The sequence below is a fragment of the Gardnerella sp. c23Ub_4 genome, from assembly GCF_055804115.1.
The window spans coordinates 719,503-738,586 of sequence record NZ_JANUYO010000001.1; the positions used below are offsets into that span (position 1 = coordinate 719,503).

A 19,084-nucleotide genomic window follows, 5' to 3' on the forward strand; every position below is an offset into this window, starting at 1 on the left:
TTGCAATATGAAAGTGCAGGTAACGAAATGAGTGGCGATGAAAAGGGGCGGTGTATTTTATTCGCGTAGTAAGCGCGACTTATCAAGTGTTACCGCAATTGTTGGAATTGCAATAATATCACTGTTTGTTTTATTGGCGATTTTTGCCGACCTTTTTACTTTTATTACAGGTAATGATCCATATAGCGAAAATCCCGATGTTTTGTCGGATTCTTCGTTGCCTACAGGCATAGGCGGAATAAGCTCAAAACATTGGTTTGGCGTAACACCATTGCGCGGAATTGACTTATTTGCAATCATCTCTCACGGCGCAAGAATCTCTCTTGGAATTGGCTTAGCTTCTACTGCAATCTCCGTTGTTTTAGGAGTTGTAATTGGCGTTATTGCTGGTTATTTTGGTGGTTTTGTTGATTTTGCAATTTCTCGCATTATGGACGTGTTCTTTGGGTTCCCATTCCTAATCTTTGCGATTGCGCTTTCTGCGATTGTTCCTCAAACTTTCCCGCGTCCGCTTCTTTTAACTCTTGTAATCGGCTTTTTTGGTTGGCCTAGTATGGCGCGATTGGTACGAGGCGAAACACTTAGCCTTAAAAATCGTCATTTTGCTGTTGCTTCCAGAGTTATGGGCGCTAGTGCTTTTCATGTTTTGCGCAATCAGATTTTGCCAAACATGCTTCCAATAATCATTGTTAATACAACACTTTCTATACCAGGCCGTATTGCACTCGAAGCGGCACTTTCATTTCTTGGCGTTGGCATGAATCCGCCTTCGCCTTCGTGGGGACGCTCAATATCCGACGCAGTGCAGTGGGCATTGGTAGACCCGTGGTATTTAATATTCCCAGGTTTATCTTTGTCCCTGCTTGCGCTCGGGTTTAATATGATGGGCGATTGGCTTTCTTCAAAAATGGAGATAGCAGCATGAGCGTTTTTCTTTACATTATTAGGCGCGTTGCAAGCGCTTTGGCTGTTATTGCTGTTATTGCAATGGCAATGTTTTTGATTTTCTTTATGACTCCAACAAATCCTGCGCAGCTTATGTGCGGCAAACCTTGCACGCCTGAACGTTTAGCCCAAGTCTCTGCGTTTATGGGAACTGATTTGCCTTGGTATAGTCAGCTTTTTAACTATTTGCAGGGTATTTTTGTTAGCCGTACTTTTGGCGATTCTGCATCTGCCAGCGCAATTGTTTGCGCGGCTCCTTGCTTAGGATGGTCTTTTGCTCTTAATGAGCCTGTTACTGGTCTGATTTTTAGTCGTTTTCCAGTTACTGCATCAATCGCGATCGGCGCTGCTGTTTTGTGGATGCTAATTGGCGTATTTGCAGGCGTTTTGCAAGCTGTTAAGCGTGATTCGTGGATTGACCGCATAATCGTAGCGTTATCTTCGATTGGTATTTCGTCTCCTACCTACTTAATTGGTTTGCTGGCGATTATTGCTTTTGCGGTTTACATTCCCGTTTTTCCTACGGGCGGATATGTTAGCTTCTTTGCTAATCCTTTTAACTGGGCTTGGCATCTGCTACTCGCTTGGATTGTTTTAGCGTTGATAAATGGCGCTTTTTATGCGCGCATTACTCGTTCTACAATGCTTAGGGAATTTGGTAAAGATTATGTGCGAACTGCAAGAGCAAAGGGCATGCCCGATTCACATGTTGTACTAAATCATGCTTTGCGAAATGCGATTTTACCAATATTTACAATGTTTGGTTTAGATCTTGGCGGTCTTCTTGGTGGAGCGGTTATAACTGAGCGCGTGTTCTCTATGCACGGGTTGGGTTCGCTTCTTTTAGACGCTGTTAAGACTTTTGATTTGCAAGTTTTGGTTGGAGTTACGCTGTTTTCGGCCGCTCTTGTAATAATTGCAAATCTTATTGTTGACGTCTGTTATTGTTTGCTTGATCCTAGAGCGGCTAAAGTCGCCCTTTAAAGCGGTGATTAGTGAGCGTTAAAATCGCCAGCAAAATTGCCATTAAGGTTGCAACTAAAGTCGCTACTAAAGTCTTCTTTAAATCACAATAATAAAAATTTTTAATAACTTTATAACTTTATAAAAAATTAAGGAAAAATCATGCAAAATGCACAAAATATGCAAAATTATTATCAAATCATCAAAAAAGTTAATCGTGGTTTTGCTCTAAATACATTAAGAGCAATTTCCGTAATTCTAGTGTTTTCGCTGGTTTATGCATTTTCTGCTTGCGGATCTGCTGTGCAAAGTGGTCAAAATCTACAAAAAAGACTCCCTAATGCTTCTGTGCTTAATAGCAATCCAAAAAAGGGTGGAACGCTTACGATTCTAAGCTCCGAATCAAAAATGGATTTTGATCCTGCAAGAAGTCAGGGTTTACCAATAACATCTAATAGCCTAGTTTTCCGTGCTTTAACAACGTGGAAAGTAACGCCAAGTGGCAAAACGAGTGTTGTTGCCGATTTAGCAACAGATACAGGAACTGCTTTAGACGGCGGAAAAACTTGGAAGTACACTCTTAAAAAAGGGATTAAATACCAGGATGGAAGCCCAATAACGTCTAAAGATATTAAATATGGTCTTGAGCGTTCTTTTGCAAACTCGCTTACAGGCGGATTTGGTTACCACAAAGCGCTTTTACAAGGCGCTAAAGATTATGCCGGTCCGTTTAGTGGTAAATCTTTGGATTCGATTGAAACTCCAGACAATCAAACAATCATTTTTAAGCTAAATGCTGCTTTTGCTAATTGGCCTTGGGTTGCGTCTTTGGCTGCATTCGCTCCCGTTCCACTAAATTCTGGTAACGCGCAGGATTATGGCAAAAGCCCAGTTGCTTCTGGACCGTACAAAATTGTTGAAAACGAAGTTGGCAAGCAAATTGTTATGGTTAGAAACACTAATTGGGATTCCAGCGCGGATTCAATTCGAGCTAATTACCCAGACAAGATAATTTGGAAGCTTGGCGTTGATGCTTCTGTTGCTGCACAATCTATGATTCAAGGCAATTCTGGTGCAGACAATGCTATTCTTGCAGATTTTGTGCCTACAGCTCAACGCGCGCAAGCTAAAGCAAGCTACAAGTCAAGCAATCTTTTAATTACAAGCGGTGACGGAGCGTTGGAATACTTGGCCATGAACAATCGACGTATTAAAGATGTTAAGATTCGCAAGGCAATTCAGTACGCTGTAGATAAGCAGTCGTATCAGAGAGCAAAGGGCGGTGCGGTTGCTGGCGGTTTTGCAACAACGCTTATTACTCCAGGTGTAAGCGAGCGCAAAGTCTATAATCTATATTCTGCAAATCCGCGTGGGGACGTAGAAAAGGCTAAACAATTATTAAAGGAATCGGGTAAATCTAAACTAAAGTTTAGTCTTATTGCTCGCCCAGATCAGGCGCAAGTGGCATCTTCTATTCAAGCAAGCTTAAAGCGCGTTGGAATTGATGTTTCTATACGAACTGTGGATTCGCAGATTTTTACAGATATGATTACTGGCGATTCTGGCGATTATGATTTAGCTTTGTCTAAATGGCAGCCTGATTTTCCTTCTGCGTATGCGAATATTGGTCCGCTTTTTGATTCTTCGCAAATAGGCGGCGGCAATTGGAATATATCTCGCTACTCGAATCCAAAAGTGGATTCCTTGATTCGCCAAGCTGTTGGCGTTATAGATAAGTCGCGTGCAGATTTGCTTTGGCAGCAGGTTGATAAAGAGATTATGCGCGATTCTCCAATTGTTCCGCTTATTTACTCTAAGAACACTTATATTCACGGAAGCAATGTGGAAAACTTCTTCGTTGGGTCTTTCCCGGCTTATCCAAACTATGCGCGAGTTTCGCTTAGAAACTAGAAAAGGATTTAATAAAATGTTGGAAAATCGCGAAAATCCAGTGCTTAGTGTTAACAACTTGTCTATTGCGATTGGCAAAAATCAGATTACGCATAACGTATATTTAAACTTATATGCGGGCAAAATTAGCGCGCTGGTTGGCGAATCTGGTTCAGGAAAGTCATTAACTTCGTTGGCGTTAATGGGTCTTCTTCCAGGCGATTTTAGTGTTTCTGGCAAAGCGGTTATTAATACAAGCGCTAATGACAGTTTGGATTTACTAAGCAATAATGCTCCGTATTCTTATATTCGTTCGGGGCTTATTTCAATGGTGTTCCAAGAGCCATCTACTGCATTTAATCCCGTTATGCGTCTTGGCAAGCAAATTGAAGAGGCGTTAAAATATCATCCCGAAAAGTTTGGCAAGATGAGCGCTCGCGCTAGAAAATCGCGAGTTCTTGATTCCCTTAGCGAGGTTGGCCTAAAGGATGTAAATCGCGTTTATAGGTCTTATCCGCATGAACTTTCTGGCGGGCAGCTTCAGCGCGCAATGATTGCAATGGCAATTATTAATCGACCTTCTTTGCTTATTGCAGACGAGCCTACAACAGCTTTAGATGTTACAACTCAGCGTAAGATTTTGCAGCTTTTGTGCGATTTAGCTAAAAAGCATAATATTGCGGTTTTGATTATTACGCATAATATGAGCGTTGTTAAGGCTGTTGCAAACACAGTTTATGTTATGAACAGTGGCAGTATTATTGAAAGTGGACTAGTTAAAGATGTGTTTTCTAATCCTAAAAACAGCTATACGCGCTCTCTTTTAGACTCTATTGTTGATTTTGATATTAATAATTTAGCTAGCGAATCAACTAGCTCGGATGCTGGCGATTTTTGCGTAAACATTCAAAATGTTTCTGCCAAATATGCTAAGTCTTCTAAAATTTTCAACTCTTCCAAATCCGCAATAAGTGATTTGAACCTTAATATTTTAAAGGGGAAGACGCATGCGCTGGTTGGCGAATCTGGTGCTGGAAAAACAACGATTGCAAAGCTTATTTCTGGCCAGCTTAAGCCAGAATCTGGCAGCATAAGCATAGAGGGCCTTAATTTATACTCCGATTGCAAAAAGCACGCAAATCGCAAGATTTTAAGCAATATTGGATTCATTTTCCAAGATTCTGGCTCGGCGTTAAATCCTTTAAAAACAGTAGGCTGGAGCATTGCCGAGCCTCTTCTTGCCAATAAAAGTCTTAGCGAAGAAGAGCGCAAAAAGCGCGTGGAGTTTGTTCTTAATCAAGTGCATTTGCCATTAAGCTTAATAAACAGGTTCCCGCACGAGCTTTCTGGCGGCCAAAAACAGCGAGTTGGCATTGCGCGAGCGTTAATAAATCGTCCTTCTTTGATTATTGCAGATGAGCCAACTTCGGCGTTAGATGCAAACCATTGCCTAAAAATCTTAAATCTTCTAAGTAGCTTGCAAAAGCAGTACAACTTTTCGTGCTTGTTTATAACGCATGATTTGGCTTTAGTAAGCCGTATTGCTAGCCAAGTTAGCGTTATAAAAGGCGGAAGAATTGTTGAGCAGGGAAGCGTTAAAGACGTTTTGCGTTTCCCTAAGAATTCCTACACGCAAAGCCTTATTGATTCCGTTTTGTAAAGCTTATGTTTGTGCTAAAAAGTAACATAATAAGAGTCTATTAGGAGGTTTTTTATGACTTCATGCGCTCCAATTGGTGTGTTTGACTCAGGGCTTGGTGGCATTTCTGTAGTTCGTCAACTTAGCGCAGCTATGCCTAACGAGCGCATTGTTTATTTTGGCGATTCTGCAAATGCGCCTTATGGCATAAAAACTCCTCAAGAAGTGCGAGATCTTAGTTTTAAGATTGTTGAGCATTTTGCAAGTCTTAATGTTAAAGCTGTTGTAATTGCTTGCAATACTGCCACTTCTGCTGCTGTTAAAGATTTGCGCGCGCATTACAATATGCCGATTATTGGCATGGAGCCTGCTCTTAAGCTTGCTTGCGATTTGGGTGGCGGCAAGCCTCAGCGCGTAATCGTTGCAGCTACGCCTTTAACTCTTAGAGAACGCAAGTTTGCAGAACTTATGAATCGTTTTACGCAAAATCACAAGATTTTTTCTAGACCGTGCCCTGATTTGGTAGAAATTGTGGAAAATGGCAATTTAGGCAATAAAAATATTGTTATGAGCGCTTTGCACAAGTATTTTGATTCTTACGATTTAACGAATATTGATTCAGTTGTTTTAGGATGCACTCATTTTGTGTTTTATAAAAGCTACTTCCGTGAGTTTTTGCCTGATTGCGTGAATATTGTAGACGGTAATGATGGCACTATTCATCATCTTAAAAGCGTTTTAGAATCTAAAGATTTGCTTGCGACAATCGAAAATAGTGGGAGCGTTCTGCTTACTAACTCCGATTCAAGTAATCGTATTGCTAAGCTATCGCAATCGTTATTTAATGGTGATTTTTGATTGTAGCTTAAATTGTGACTTAAATTGTGACTTAAATTGCGATTTTACCTGTGTCTTAGGCAAATATAGCATTGCCGTATTTGCCTAAAATAAGCAATACGAGAGCAAAAATCCAAAGCAAATCCACGATTAAATCGTAATTTAGTCGGTAGTAAGCGCTTAAAATCTTATTTTTAAACGCAATCTCTTGCACGCTAAATGTTGCGTGTGTAAGTGACATAAATTGCAAAGTTGTGCAAAACATTAAAACAAGGCACCATGGGCAAAGAATTTGTATAACAAACATTGATTGCGTAAACAGCCAATAAGCGTACAAGAGTGCGCCTAATCCGCCAATCCAGCTAAAAGTTGCTAGCCATTTTGGAAGTTTTACTTTTGCTATTCCAACTACAGCAAGCGTTACGAAAACGCTTTCTGCTGCAATTCCAAAGAAAGCATTAGGGAAGCTTAGTTCGCCAAATCGTATGAATTCCGCTTGCCAAGATTGAGCCACTTTAGAGCATGAAACAACGGTGTTTACGTCGCATCCAAGCGCTTTGTGCGGTGCGCGTGCAAGAGCTAAAGTTTCGGAAGAAAGTATTAGCGATGTTAAAAGTGCAATTGCGGATGAAATAAGCATAATCATGTAAACCCAAGCGGCAGAATGTCGCCAAGAATTCATGCGATTATTGTGGCTACCCATAAACACTCCTCAAAGCGCTAATGTATTTAGATATTGTTTAGACTTAAAACCGTTACATGCCACAGTTTACGATAATTATATGACTGTAATAGGTAGTAGTGCGAATAACGACTTTAATTTGGATTCTAAATCGCAAGATTTAGGGTGGGATTTGCATTGTCATACTTTATATTCCGATGGCACTAAATCTCCAAAAGAATTAGTAGATGAAGCTAAAAATCTTGGCCTTAGTGGAGTAGCTATTAGCGATCACGATACTACTGCTGGTTGGCATGATTTTGAAGAAGCTGCTAAAAACGCTGATTTTCCAGTTATTTTTGGATCAGAGATAACATCTGTAGAGGGGAATATATCGGTTCACATGCTTGCTTATAACTACAATCCAAACGACGAGTGCATCAATGAAATGTTTGCAACTACAAGAAAACGCCGATTGGAACGCACGCGCAAAATGGTTGACCTTATGTCGCACGACTTTCCGATTACTTGGCAAGATGTTCTTGCTCAAGCAGGACAAGGTGAGCTAACTACGATTGGTCGCCCGCATATTGCAGACGCTCTTGTTGCTGCAGGCGTTTTTGAAACAAGGTCGCAAGCTTTTGCAGGTCCTGTTGCTCCACGCGGTCCATACTACATTCCAACGCCATCTCCAAGCGTTGATGAAGTTATTAAAGTTATTAAACACGCTGGGGGAGTAAGCGTTATTGCACATCCTGCGGATTATAGCAGGAATCTTGTTATTCTTTCGGACTCTCAAATAGAACACTATGCAAGCGTTGGCCTTAATGGATTAGAAGTATATCATCGTGGAAACTCTTTAACGCAAAGACAAAGACTATTGGAGTTAGCAAAAGACTTGAATTTGCTTGTTACTGGTGGCTCCGATTGGCATGGTAGTGGCAAGCCAAATAAAATCGGAGAAGAAACAACAAGTTGCAATGTTGTTTCTAAAATCCTAAATTACCAGATGAATTAAAATTGCGCTGTTAAAACGTTATAAACGTGTTAAGTGTTCTAGCAGTGTTCAGTAGTGTTCTAGCAGTGTTCTAGCAGTGTTCTAGCAGTGTTAAAACGCATTAAAACCAACAGTATGAGTTGGAGTATCTCCTATAATCGCATATGCAAAAGAGTCTGCCATAATAAAAATTTTTCGATTGTTTTTATCTGTAAGATTAATCGCTTTTGCGTCTTTAATAGCACTTTCAATAATGTTTTGTATATCTTGCTCGCTTTGGTCGCTTTCAAAGCTAATAGTGTCTTTTACGTGCTTAACGCCAATTGTTACCTTCATTTTTATTCCTTAATTGTTTTCGCTGTTTTCGGTATTGTTTTCTAGTTTGTTTTTTGCGTCTTTAATAGCAAGTTCTGCATCTTTTAGCATTGGAATAATAATCGTTGCTGGCTTGTCTAAAACTTCATTTTTATTGCCATTACTATTATTGCCATTACCATCGTTGCTATTTATATTGACATTTTCAACAATATTGGTACTGTCTACACTTTCGCCGCTATTTGCACTTTCTACACTATTATTTGCATTAGCTTTATCTGCAAAATCATTATTGCTATCGCTAACTTCGTTCGTTGTATTGTTATTCACATCGTTAGTTTTGTTAACGCTGCTTATAACTTGTGTTTCTAAGCCGTCTGCAATAGTGGCGGTTTTAGTTGCAGTTTCAGTGGCGTTAGTGTTGTCGTTTATAGTTATAGTTTGTTCGTATGTATTATCTTTATAGTCTTTTTGATCTTCTTGCTTGAGTGTTACAACAGTTTTTTCGTTAGTAGCGTCCGAAGATATAGTATCGTCTTTAACAACATCATCTTTAATAGAATTATCTTTAACAATATCGTCTTTAACAATATCTCCTACAGTAAGAGAAGACGCTGGATTTGCGCTATTATTGTTTTGATTTGCGCTTGCTGCTCTGGAGTTATTTATGCGCGTAAGCTCGTGAGCAAGACGTTCCACTTGCGCTTTAAATCGCATGATTCCAGTTGTATCTGCGCGTTGCAAAGCTTGAATAAAGTCTCCAACTTGCTCCATTTGCAGCCAAAGATTTGCTCGAAGCATAATCATGCTATCTAATCTAGACCCAAGCATTCTTCCATAGGCACTTAGCAAAGCGTTTCTATGCTGCTCGTTAAGCTTTGCAAAAATCCACGCTAAATCGCGAGCAGGATCGTTGATTTGCATACTTTGCCAATTGGTTATAGCTGTAATAGTAGACCCAGAAAATAGAAAATCACCATCTTTGAATCCGCCGTGAACTGGGCAAGTGTCGAATGACCACAATCCATCAGTTTCTAAAACTCTAGACCAATTGTCTGTTATTTCTGTAGGAATATGGCCTGCTTGACGCAATCTTTTAATCCAAGACGTTAATTGCGTGCGAATTTGACCAGTAGTAAAGGAAGGATAATCGCTTTTAGTTAAAAATGACGGACTTAGTCTATGAATCGCGCCTATTGCCGTTCCAGCGTTTACGCAATCATCTGTTGTAAGAAGACTTAATTCTCTTGCATTTCCGTTTAGATGATTACAAATAAGCACTGTTGGATTGTTAAAATCGGCTTCTCCTATTGAGTCAAAATGTAATTCGTTTTGATTTTGACTATTGGTAGAATCTTGTTGATTTGCTTGGTTCTGCTGGTTAGTTTGATTTGCCTTATTTGAAAGCGACCCAGGAACAAACTTAAGCATTTCTTCGTGAGCAAATCCAAGAGCTGCAAGCCCCTTAGTTTTTTGCAATACCCATGCTGCTCGCGCTCTATCGTGCAAACGTTTTTGACCTTTAGCGTTAGAGCTAACAAAAATGTCGTAAAGTCTGCCCGAAACGTCTTGAATAACAGCGTGAGATATGCCAGCAGCGGCATCGGTGGCGTTTGCCTGCTCGCTTTGGCGCGTTCCGGCGAATTGTACTTCTGGCATGACCGATGAGGCCAGCGCTACCAACTTGAATCTGCTTATCTGTGTCACAGTTCAACATTAATACAAAGCAACGAGATATAGCTAAATAGCCTTTAACCACATTAGCGTTTTATGCTTTTATTTTTCTTTATTTGTTGTAACAATAGAATTATGATTTCTACTCAAGAGTCTTTAGAAAGCAAAAAGCGCGAATCTAACGAAAATCATGGTAAAGATTATGCGCAATCTTTGCTAGAAGGTTTAGATGATTCTCAACGCAAAGCAGCAATGGCGTTACAAGGGCCAGTGCGCATTACTGCATGCGCTGGAGCAGGTAAGACTCGCACTATTACACGAAGAATCGCGTATGCGTGTGCAAAAGGAGAGTGGGACGAAAATCGCGTTTTAGCTGTTACTTTTTCCGTAAAAGCTGCTAAAGAAATGCAAAATCGCCTTAAAAAATTAGGCGTAAATAATGTAACTGTTGCAACTTTTCATTCTGCAGCTTTACAGCATTTAAGACGAGTTTGGAATGACGTTTGCGAAGCTCCTTTTCCAAATATAATGGATGATCCAAAAAGCGTTACTGAGCAAGCGTTAATCCACTACACAGATTTTGCAGATATGACCTCTGCACAAATACGAGACATTATTGCAGAAATCAACTGGGCAAAGGTTAGTCTTATTGCTCCAGATGATTACGCGCGCGCATATTCTTGCGTTAGCCGAGATCTTCCTGCAGCTCTAGACGTTAATCAATTTGTTGAAGCATATAAAGCTTACGAGTTAGAAAAAAACACAAGGAATCTTATTGATTTTAACGATTTGCTACTTCTTGCATGCCATGTTTTGCGCACTTTTCCTAAAGCATGTGAGAAAATACGTAGTAAAATCGGCTGGGTTACTGTTGACGAGTATCAGGATGTTTCTCCTCTTCAACATGAGCTTCTTAAATGTTGGCTTGGCAATAATCGAAATATTTGCGTTGTTGGAGATCCTGCGCAAACGATTTATTCTTTTGCAGGAGCAAGCAGCTACGATTTACTTGAATTTCCTAACGAGTTTGCGCCGCTTTGTGCAGATATTAGTCTAAATACGGATTACAGATCTACGGAACGTATTGTAGGTCTTGCTAATCGGGTTCTTTCTAAGTCTGCTTTTAGATGTGATTATTTAAGACTCGTGTCAAAAAATAAGGGTGGCGCTCGCGTTACTAAAACTGTTTATAACACGGATTACGACGAAGCTGTTGATGTTGCTCAACGAATTTATAATGCTGTTAAATCAGGCAAAGCACTCCCTACAGATTTTGCTATTCTAACTCGCACTAATGCTCAACAGAATATATTTTGCAAAACTTTGGGTGATTTAGGAATACATTTTTCTGTTAGAAAAGATGCTGGTTTGCAGATTGATGTTTTAGAAAACAATTTTGAAGATTCAAACGCTAGCGATTTGAGTGATTTAGAAAAATACGTCGAAAGTGGCGATGCAAAAGACATTGACTTTGCAAAAGAAAGCGAAAGCGAGCGCGAAAAAGTAGATTTAATCAAAAAATCTTTACTTCCTGTAACGATTTCTACGATTCACGCATCTAAAGGTTTGGAATTTAAGCACGTGTTTTTAATCGGCTGCAGCGAAGGACTACTTCCATTTGGAAGCGTTAATAGAACTCAAGATACAGACGAAGAAGAGCGCAGACTTATGTATGTTGCAATAACGCGCGCGGAAGCAACCTTGCACATGTCTTATGCAATTTGCAAAGACTACGGCAATGGAATGCAAAGGTCTGTAAGCCACTTTTTAGAATAAATGCATTTATGCAATTGTTCTAACGTAAATCGCTTATAAATTAGTTTATGACTTTATTTGTCGCTTTTGTGCTGATTAGAGTCTTCGCCAGAGTCTGTACCAGAATCTTCGCCAGAGTTCGCATTGGAATCTTGGTTTGAGTCTTGCTCGTCGTTTTGGCTGTCACTATCGCTAGATGCCAATAATTTACTTAATTCGTCGTCCCAATTAACGTCTTTAAGTTTTTGCTCTAAATCGTCACTGTTCTTAAAATCTTCTAAATCAAGCATATTCTTGCTTAATTCTTCTAGATTTGCGTTTTCTAAATCATTGCTATCTGTTTGTTCAGATTCTTTTTTATTTGTATTATCGCTGTTTTGACTATTCGTATTGTTTTGACTATTAGTGTTGTTTTCGTTGTTTTCGCTGCTTGTATTGTTTTCGTTATTTTTATTTACTTTATTAGTATCGCCTTTATTATCTTCTTTATCTTTATTGTCTTTATTATTTTCTTTATCTTCGCTAAAATCTGGTAATTCTGGCAAAAGATCTGGGTGGTTCCACATGGCATCGCGTTCCTCAATGCCTTTTTCGTTTGTAATCGCATCCCACATTGCAGCAGCTTCGCGCATTGCTCTAGGACGCAACTTTAATCCAGTTAAAGCTTGGAAAGTCATTTCGGAAGGGCCGCCTGCAGCGCGTTCTCTCCTAGTCATCTCTCTAAGCTGCTCAATGTGTGGAATGTGTGCCATTCCAGCACGCCAAATAACGCAATCAACCCATCCTTCGCTAAGCGCAAGAAGTGTTTCTAATCCTTTTAATGCTTGTTTTTGACCTTCTGTATCGTTTCGAGCAATATTACATAAGTCAACAGCTCCCGAAATAGACTCTGGGCTCATTCCTTCAATATCTCTAAGCTGTTCTTCCATAGCGCTTAAGTCAATCGAAATTCCAGCTGCATACTTTATTATTAGTGCTTCAAAACGAGGCATAAGCCAAGGTGCAGATGCAAACAATCGTGCGTGAGCAAGCTCTCGCAATGCTAGATAATTCATAACTTCGTTAATGTCTAATCCCCACTTTTTTGCGTAATCTATGCAATTGTAAGGAACAAGACCGCCTGCAGGGTTTTTAAGAAGTGAAATACCTTGATCAAAGCTTCCGCGAATCTCGTGAGATAAATTTCCAGCAGCATATCCTAATTGCATTGCAAAAGACGTGTTAGCAAGAAGGCTCATCATTTGTTCTGGCTTTTTTACGCCATCTGGCATAGGTATTGGCATAACGCCGTCGTATAATCCTTCTACTTCTAAGTCTTGGTCTTCTCCAAATTTTTCGGCAATAACATCCGAAAAAGCGTTACTAACCGATTTGGCAACAGGGTTTGCAAACTTAATCCACGAATCTATAGTTCCATTAACCCAGTCTTCTCTTGAAAGAACATCGGGGGTTCCAGATACTGGATTTAGATTGCAATTAGCGTCTAGCCATAAGTTTGCTTCACTTAGCGCTCTTCTTGTTGCATCTGCAACTTGTGCGTTTACTGTACCGCCATCTCCAGTTGCTTTTTGGCAAGCAAGCAATTGAGCAAGTCTTTTATTGATTGGACCTTCTTTAAGTGTTTCCGTCATCTCAAAAGGCGTGTTTAAGCCGCCATTGGCAAAGGCACTCATTAACGAATGAACTTCTTCTGGAGATGGAAGGCCTCCGTTTGAACATCTTGTAAGAATGTCATCGCGAACTTCAAAAGGAAGATTTTCAAAGTTAGACCAAGCTCTTTCTCCTTCTTCGGGGCCAAAGCAGCTAACAAGCCATTGGTGAATTTCTTCTTCGCTCATATTCAATCCTTATGAAGTTTGTACCTAAGTTAAATATATTTGCGTATATTTTATGTTTGTTTACATAGTTTTTAACTATACAGTTTTAACCACGTATAAAAGATTCTACTCGATACATGGTGATTTTTGCTAATAAATTAATAATGTGTATAACTTTTTCAAATTTTTTCAAAAACCGCATCTTGTGAGGGTTTTTAGAGTGTAGGTTATGCACATTTACATATACTATTAATTTTATGTCTAATAAGATGCCTAATAAGATTACATACGTGTTTAATAAAATCAATAAAAATATATTCACTACTCTTAAAAATACTGTTGGGGATCTTATTGAATATTTTTCCGCTAAGTCATTTAGGTATTTTGTTGGGTTATTTATTGTAGTTATGTCGATTATCGCGCTTTTTCTACCAAGTGCGTATGTTGTTGAAGAACCTGGGCCAACTCAAGATGTTCTGGGAAAGTCTTTTGGAAAATATGTGATTAATGTTAAAAATAGCGCTGTTAAGAATACTGACTATAAATCTTCGTCAAAAAGTGGAAAGCTTCTTTTAGTAACAGTAAATACGTCTGGAATACCAGGTTACGAGATTCCAAATATATATGCGATTGCATCTTGGTTCGATTCTAAAAAGCAAGTTTTACCTAGAGAAGTTCTTGTTCCAGTAAATCAAAACGCAAGCGATTATAAGAAAGAAACAAATAAGCAAATGACTTCTTCGCAATCTTCTGCGCAAGTGGCGGCTTTGGATTATGCGAAGAAACATCTTAATGTGAATGTAAAAAACGTAAAAATTAAGTTGCATATAGACGATATTGGTGGACCTTCTGCAGGCATGATGTACGCTTTGGGTATTTTGAACAAGCTTACAAACACAGATTTGGCTGGTGGGAAAATAATCGCTGGAACGGGAACCATTGATAACTCTGGGAAAGTTGGTCCAATTGGCGGTATTCGATTAAAGATGATATCTGCAAAAAGAGACGGAGCTAAATGGTTTTTAGCGCCAAACAGCAATTGCAATGAAGTTGCTGGGAATATTCCGCAAGGCTTAAAAGTTGTAAGCGTAAAAACATTGGATGACGCATACAAAGCGTTAGTAAAAATAAAGGCTGGGAAGAATCTAGATTCTTTAAGAACTTGTAAAGCGGAAAGTGGGCGATGAGGGACTCGAACCCCCGACATCCACCGTGTAAAGGTGGCGCTCTAGCCAGCTGAGCTAATCGCCCGCTTGAAACAAGATACAGTATGGTGTGTACTAGAACGTTGATTTGTGTTTTAGGCGTGTTTTGCGCATATATCATTTGCGTGTTTTGCGTGTTTTGTTTATGCGTCTTAACAATCGCGTAAAGTGTATTGAATAAGAATCTGTTCAGGAGGTCTATTGTTTATGGCGAGTAAACCTGATACCGCGCGTAATTCTTCGGGTATTGAGCGTGTAGGTAAGCGCAAGAAGGGTTACAGCGTAGAGCAAGTTAATGATTTTCTTGAGCGTGCTCATTCTTTGTATGAATCTAGCGACATTAGTCTTACTCAAAAAGATATTCAAGACGTATCTTTCGATCTAGAAGATGAAGGATATGCTATTCCTCAAGTAGATGCTGCTCTTTCTAGATTAGAGCGTGCAGTTGTAGATAAGACTACGCAGTACGAGATTTCTAATCGCGGCAAGGTTGTTTGGAAGGCACAAGCAGACGAAGAATATAGAGTTTTGCTTTCTCATTCCCAGCGCGATTATAAAATGCGCTTTGATTCTGCGCAATCGCGTAAGCCTTCTTACGATAAAAAACAAGTAGACAATGTTGTAAATAAGTCTCTAGATAAGATTGCTGTTCTTCTTGGATATAATCCAGTTTGGGGAAGCAGTTTAAGCGATTTAGACAAAATTGACGCAATGTTTGTTTCTAATGTTCTGTTTACTCAACGTTCTGGAAAACGAGGATATGACGAGCGCCAGGTGGACTATTATCTAAATGCTTGCGTTCGCTTATTAAGCAGACTTGAGTCTTATGATCGAGTTGCTAAGTATACAGACTTCGATCCTAGTGATTCTGTTGATTCTGCTAATTTTGGCGTTTCTGCTAAGTCTAATAATGATTTACAAGAAAATGTTGTTTCTAAAACATCTTCTGCGCCTAGTGTTGTTGAACATAGTGTTGTTGAACCTAGTGTTGTTGAACCTAGTGTTGTTGAACCTGCGGCAGCTCCAGCTCCATCTCCATTAATGCCTCCAGCAATTCCTCCATCTATTCCTGTTGAGCATCATGCGCAGAAGGCGATTTTTACTCCTCACTCTGCGAGTGTTGAAGCAAGTGACGATACAGACGACGAAATGTCGCAAGCGTCTACTGTTATGCCTCCAGCATTCCCTCCGTCTTATGCTCCTAATGCTGCTTCCAACAATTTTGCTACTAACAATAATGATTTTGGAAAAGTTAAAGATGCAGAAAAGAAGGAAGATAGCGCGAATGTTGTTAGTGCGAATGCTGATGGTGTAAATAATGCAAATGCTAACAATGCAAGTAATAACAATGCAAATGATTCTAAATCCATTGGAGATTTGAATCTTTCACTTCTTGCTTCGCCTAAGTTCGAGCCTTCGCAAAGTCTTAATTTAGATATTCCAGATCTTTCGTTCCCTGTTATGAACCATTTTGACACTTCGGTTGAAGATTCTTCTCGCGAAGCAAATAATGATTCAGATGATTTTGACGATACTGGCGAATCTAATTTTGGCGGATTTGTAAACCCAAATCATAATTAATAATCTATTTTTCACTTAGATTTAGGGATTATACAAGCTAAGAGTTATTGATTAATGCCGTTATATAACGATGAAGCTGTTGTTCTTAAGACTTTTCCTCTTGGGGAAGCTGATCGAGTTATTGTTATGCTCACTAAAAAGCATGGCAAGGTTCGAGCTGTTGCAAAAGGTGTAAGGCGGTTAAAATCTAGATTTGGTGGGCGCTTAGAGCCATTTATGCGTGTTAATGCACTTTTTGCAACTGGCAAAACTTTTGATGTTATTTCTCAAGCGGTTTTAGTTTCGCCTTATGCTGGTAGCATTTGTGCGGATTACAATCTGTATAGTTGTGCTAGCATGATTGCAGAGATTGCAGACGATTTGGTCTCGTCTTGCGCACAATATTCGGATTCTTGCTCACAATACAATCTTCTTATAGCTGCTTTGTCTGCTCTTTCTAAAAGTTTGCATAGTGCTGAATCAATCGCGCTTTCGTACGTTTTAAGAGCATTGCAATTAGCTGGATGGTCTCCTAGGTTAAATGAGTGCGTTATTTGTTCAACACGCAATGATTTAGACTATTTTTCGGCAGCTAGTGGTGGAGTTATGTGCTCTAAAGATCATGCTTTAGAGTCTATTAAGTGCAATGATTTAGCGCGTTTTCAAATGATTTCATTAATTAATGGCGATTGGCAAAATTTAGACGGAACAAGTATTGACGATTTAACGTCTAAATGCGTTGAACAATGGTGCGAATATTGGTTAGAAAAGCCTATTAGATCTATGCGTTTAAGCGAAAAAAATTCTAATTCGCTGTATTTTGATTAGAGTTTCTATTATCTTAATGAGCGATTTTGTTAATTTTATGTTTGAATTTTATAAAATTTGTCCTCGCTGTCTGATGCAATATGAATGATATCAGGCACGGGTGCTCTTTTAAGAGCTGAGAAGATTACTGTCTAACCGTTTAACGTGAATCGGGTAATGCCGACGTACGGAGTTTTCTGCAGGGTCGCCTTTGTTTGATTGGTTAAAGATGAAAGGAGACCCTAATGGGTACATCTGTTGAAGAAGAGACCGTGCGTCCATCCTTGCGCTGGAACGTGGCTGATGTTACGCTCACGGTTGTTATTGCTGTAGCTTCTGGTATTATCTTCTGGGGCATCGGCTTGATTAGTGAGCCTATTTCTGCTGCTCTTAAGCTTATTCCAGTTCCAGGCGTTAGCGCATTGTACTATGGTTTGTTCTACTTCGCTGGTCCTTTAGCTGCTATTATGGTTCGCAAGCCAGGCGCTGCACTATTCGGCGAGTTTATTGCTGCAATGGTTGAGTTGACTGTTGGTAGCCACTGGGGCGGTATTGGTACCGTTCTTCCTGGCTTTGTTCAGGGCTTGTTTGCTGAGTTTGCATTCTTGTTTGTTATGTATCGCAAGTGGAACGTTGGTTTGACTGCACTTTCTGGCGCATTAGCTGGTTTGGGTGGAATCGTTTCAACCTATCCGTTCTACTACGCAGGTGTTCCAATCTTCGGCGCATTCATGATGATTCACACACTTTGCAGCATGATTTCTGGTGCTGTAATTGGTGGTGTAGTTATGTGGTACTTGTACAAGGGTATTGCTGCTACTGGCGCATTGAGCCGTTTTGCTTCTGGCAAAGAAGTACGCGCTTAAGTCTTAACTTTTGCTAGTAAGATTTGATTTGTGGGCGGGGGATTAATCACCTCGCCCACTTTTGTAAAGTCGCAAGAAAAATCGCAAGTTAGCAGCGCGCAAAAGTCGCAAGAAAAGTCGCAAATAAAAGTCAAGATAAAATCACAAATCACTATAAAACAAAGGAGTTAGTATGCTAAGAGTACGTCTTGAATATGTGCATCCATGGACGAATCACGCAGGAATGTACCTTGCAAGAAAGCGCGGATTATATGCGCAATACGGATTAGACGTAGAGTTTACAAGCACAGATACGGAGCGTGGAGATGTTCCAGCATGCTTGGAGCGCGGAGAAGTAGACATAGCTCTTGTTCGCTTAAATCAGCTTTTTGCTCATCAAAATGGCGCAAACAAGCTAACGTCGTTTGCTGTAATGAATCAATCTCAAATTGGTGGAATCATAACAAATAAAAACACGGGCATTACGCGATTTAAAGATCTAGAAGGAAAGCGCGTAGTAATCCCTATGGGCGTTAAGCGCTTATACACGGAGCTTCAGCAGGCGGTTGCTGCCGACGGAGGCGACTTTAGCAAGCTGATTACAATTGACCCAGGCCCATGGGAGCCAGACATTCGAGCAGTAGAGCGCGGAATGTGCGACGCTTTTATTAACGTTGCTTGGTGGGAGCCATACCAGGGTTCGCTTCCATTTGATCAAGTTGTTGTTCTTCCATTCGATTCTATTGGCGTAGCTCCGCATCATTCTTACTATGTTTGCGCTCGCCAAGAGATGATTGAGCGAAATCCGCAATTAATACGCAACTTTGCAAGCGCAACCGTTAAGGGCTATGAACTTGCAGGAAAAGACCCGCAGGCTGGCGTTGATGCTTTGCAAAATGCGCTTTGCCATATTAGCCCAGAGGCTTTGCGCGCCTCGCTAGACGAAGTGATTCCGTCTTGGTACGACAAGAATGGTCGTTGGGGTACAGCAGACATGGCTTTGGTGGAAAACTACACTCGTTGGATGGGTGAAAATGGCCACTTAAGTGTGCCTCTTGATTGCGCGCTAAAGAGCCTAGAAAGCGGATGCGTAACAAACGAGTATTTGCCAGAATAGTCGGCCAGCATGTGCTTGAATCGCAAGCATAATAACGATTGCAAACGCAATTACAAT

16 protein-coding genes, 1 tRNA gene and 1 riboswitch are annotated in these 19,084 nt (G+C 40.1%); of the genes, 12 read left to right on the forward strand and 5 right to left on the reverse strand.

Features of this window, described 5'->3' with window-relative positions; all coding sequences use genetic code 11:
• Positions 1 to 37: 37 nt before the first annotated feature.
• The 5 genes from NYP67_RS02820 (at position 38) to murI (ending at position 6,295) form a co-directional block, all read left to right on the forward strand.
• The gene (locus NYP67_RS02820) at positions 38 to 925 is read left to right on the forward strand and encodes an ABC transporter permease (RefSeq protein ID WP_004130389.1); all 888 of its coding nucleotides are present in this window, start codon (positions 38 to 40) and stop codon (positions 923 to 925) included.
• On the forward strand, positions 922 to 1,929 hold the full coding sequence (locus tag NYP67_RS02825; protein ID WP_415695120.1) for an ABC transporter permease: 1,008 nt from the start codon (positions 922 to 924) through the stop codon (positions 1,927 to 1,929). The genes NYP67_RS02820 and NYP67_RS02825 overlap by 4 nt, the downstream gene beginning before the upstream one ends.
• Positions 1,930 to 2,070: 141 nt before the next feature.
• Positions 2,071 to 3,819, forward strand: coding sequence for an ABC transporter substrate-binding protein (locus tag NYP67_RS02830; RefSeq protein ID WP_415695121.1), 1,749 nt, complete (start codon positions 2,071 to 2,073; stop codon positions 3,817 to 3,819).
• Positions 3,820 to 3,835: 16 nt separating this feature from the next.
• Positions 3,836 to 5,458, forward strand: a complete 1,623-nt coding sequence (locus tag NYP67_RS02835) for an ATP-binding cassette domain-containing protein (RefSeq protein ID WP_172540160.1) — start codon at positions 3,836 to 3,838, stop codon at positions 5,456 to 5,458.
• 54 nt (positions 5,459 to 5,512) lie between these two features.
• Positions 5,513 to 6,295, forward strand: coding sequence for a glutamate racemase (murI, locus tag NYP67_RS02840; RefSeq protein WP_102704965.1), 783 nt, complete (start codon positions 5,513 to 5,515; stop codon positions 6,293 to 6,295).
• Between the two features lie 55 nt (positions 6,296 to 6,350).
• Here murI and NYP67_RS02845 read toward each other — a convergent pair whose 3' ends face one another.
• Positions 6,351 to 6,977 (reverse strand): vitamin K epoxide reductase family protein, encoded by a 627-nt coding sequence (locus NYP67_RS02845; protein ID WP_032839929.1) that lies wholly within the window; start codon positions 6,975 to 6,977, stop codon positions 6,351 to 6,353.
• Positions 6,978 to 7,056: 79 nt separating this feature from the next.
• Here NYP67_RS02845 and NYP67_RS02850 point away from each other — a divergent pair, with 79 nt between their 5' ends.
• Positions 7,057 to 7,953: a PHP domain-containing protein gene (locus NYP67_RS02850; protein ID WP_102704966.1), complete on the forward strand. Its 897-nt coding sequence runs from the start codon at positions 7,057 to 7,059 to the stop codon at positions 7,951 to 7,953.
• A 90-nt stretch (positions 7,954 to 8,043) separates the two neighbouring features.
• Here NYP67_RS02850 and NYP67_RS02855 read toward each other — a convergent pair whose 3' ends face one another.
• Positions 8,044 to 8,268: a DUF3107 domain-containing protein gene (locus NYP67_RS02855; protein ID WP_020758939.1), complete on the reverse strand. Its 225-nt coding sequence runs from the start codon at positions 8,266 to 8,268 to the stop codon at positions 8,044 to 8,046.
• 9 nt (positions 8,269 to 8,277) lie between these two features.
• A complete protein-coding gene (locus NYP67_RS02860; RefSeq protein ID WP_102704967.1) occupies positions 8,278 to 9,906 on the reverse strand; it encodes a phosphotransferase in 1,629 nt (542 codons plus the stop codon).
• 150 nt (positions 9,907 to 10,056) lie between these two features.
• Between NYP67_RS02860 and NYP67_RS02865 the strand changes: the two genes are divergently transcribed.
• Positions 10,057 to 11,697: an ATP-dependent helicase gene (locus tag NYP67_RS02865; RefSeq protein WP_102704968.1), complete on the forward strand. Its 1,641-nt coding sequence runs from the start codon at positions 10,057 to 10,059 to the stop codon at positions 11,695 to 11,697.
• Between the two features lie 53 nt (positions 11,698 to 11,750).
• Here NYP67_RS02865 and NYP67_RS02870 read toward each other — a convergent pair whose 3' ends face one another.
• Complete coding sequence (locus tag NYP67_RS02870) at positions 11,751 to 13,514, reverse strand: zinc-dependent metalloprotease (protein ID WP_415695123.1); 1,764 nt, start codon at positions 13,512 to 13,514, stop codon at positions 11,751 to 11,753.
• Between the two features lie 248 nt (positions 13,515 to 13,762).
• On the opposite strand from NYP67_RS02870, the gene NYP67_RS02875 reads away from it, so the two are divergent.
• Positions 13,763 to 14,680 carry a YlbL family protein gene (locus NYP67_RS02875; protein ID WP_415695153.1) on the forward strand — a complete coding sequence of 306 codons (918 nt, stop codon included), beginning with the start codon at positions 13,763 to 13,765 and terminating at the stop codon, positions 14,678 to 14,680.
• On the opposite strand, the gene NYP67_RS02880 is transcribed toward NYP67_RS02875, so the two are convergent.
• Positions 14,671 to 14,744 (reverse strand) — tRNA-Val (locus NYP67_RS02880). The two genes, NYP67_RS02875 and NYP67_RS02880, sit on opposite strands and share 10 nt — an antisense overlap.
• Before the next feature lie 161 nt (positions 14,745 to 14,905).
• Here NYP67_RS02880 and NYP67_RS02885 point away from each other — a divergent pair.
• From NYP67_RS02885 to NYP67_RS02900, 4 genes are all read left to right on the forward strand, one after another.
• Entirely contained in the window at positions 14,906 to 16,279 is a 1,374-nt protein-coding gene (locus tag NYP67_RS02885) for a DivIVA domain-containing protein (protein ID WP_415695125.1), read from the forward strand.
• A 54-nt stretch (positions 16,280 to 16,333) separates the two neighbouring features.
• Positions 16,334 to 17,086 carry a DNA repair protein RecO gene (gene recO / locus NYP67_RS02890; protein ID WP_020973338.1) on the forward strand — a complete coding sequence of 251 codons (753 nt, stop codon included), beginning with the start codon at positions 16,334 to 16,336 and terminating at the stop codon, positions 17,084 to 17,086.
• A gap of 86 nt (positions 17,087 to 17,172) precedes the next feature.
• Positions 17,173 to 17,274, forward strand: a riboswitch (TPP riboswitch).
• Positions 17,275 to 17,310: 36 nt separating this feature from the next.
• A complete protein-coding gene (locus NYP67_RS02895) occupies positions 17,311 to 17,931 on the forward strand; it encodes an ECF transporter S component (protein WP_004130359.1) in 621 nt (206 codons plus the stop codon).
• Between the two features lie 172 nt (positions 17,932 to 18,103).
• Positions 18,104 to 19,027, forward strand: coding sequence for an ABC transporter substrate-binding protein (locus NYP67_RS02900; protein ID WP_116689693.1), 924 nt, complete (start codon positions 18,104 to 18,106; stop codon positions 19,025 to 19,027).
• Positions 19,028 to 19,084 lie beyond the last annotated feature (57 nt).

Coding starts and splice junctions, on each gene's coding strand:
- NYP67_RS02900 (WP_116689693.1), top strand. CDS start 18,104: ATGCTAAGAGTACGTCTTGAATATGTGCATCCATGGACGAATCACGCA.
- NYP67_RS02855 (WP_020758939.1), bottom strand. CDS start 8,268: ATGAAGGTAACAATTGGCGTTAAGCACGTAAAAGACACTATTAGCTTT.
- NYP67_RS02875 (WP_415695153.1), top strand. CDS start 13,763: ATGCCTAATAAGATTACATACGTGTTTAATAAAATCAATAAAAATATA.
- NYP67_RS02830 (WP_415695121.1), top strand. CDS start 2,071: ATGCAAAATGCACAAAATATGCAAAATTATTATCAAATCATCAAAAAA.
- murI (WP_102704965.1), top strand. CDS start 5,513: ATGACTTCATGCGCTCCAATTGGTGTGTTTGACTCAGGGCTTGGTGGC.
- NYP67_RS02870 (WP_415695123.1), bottom strand. CDS start 13,514: ATGAGCGAAGAAGAAATTCACCAATGGCTTGTTAGCTGCTTTGGCCCC.
- NYP67_RS02820 (WP_004130389.1), top strand. CDS start 38: ATGAAAAGGGGCGGTGTATTTTATTCGCGTAGTAAGCGCGACTTATCA.
- NYP67_RS02845 (WP_032839929.1), bottom strand. CDS start 6,977: ATGGGTAGCCACAATAATCGCATGAATTCTTGGCGACATTCTGCCGCT.
- NYP67_RS02865 (WP_102704968.1), top strand. CDS start 10,057: ATGATTTCTACTCAAGAGTCTTTAGAAAGCAAAAAGCGCGAATCTAAC.
- NYP67_RS02835 (WP_172540160.1), top strand. CDS start 3,836: ATGTTGGAAAATCGCGAAAATCCAGTGCTTAGTGTTAACAACTTGTCT.
- NYP67_RS02825 (WP_415695120.1), top strand. CDS start 922: ATGAGCGTTTTTCTTTACATTATTAGGCGCGTTGCAAGCGCTTTGGCT.
- NYP67_RS02885 (WP_415695125.1), top strand. CDS start 14,906: ATGGCGAGTAAACCTGATACCGCGCGTAATTCTTCGGGTATTGAGCGT.
- NYP67_RS02850 (WP_102704966.1), top strand. CDS start 7,057: ATGACTGTAATAGGTAGTAGTGCGAATAACGACTTTAATTTGGATTCT.
- NYP67_RS02895 (WP_004130359.1), top strand. CDS start 17,311: ATGGGTACATCTGTTGAAGAAGAGACCGTGCGTCCATCCTTGCGCTGG.
- NYP67_RS02860 (WP_102704967.1), bottom strand. CDS start 9,906: ATGCCAGAAGTACAATTCGCCGGAACGCGCCAAAGCGAGCAGGCAAAC.
- recO (WP_020973338.1), top strand. CDS start 16,334: ATGCCGTTATATAACGATGAAGCTGTTGTTCTTAAGACTTTTCCTCTT.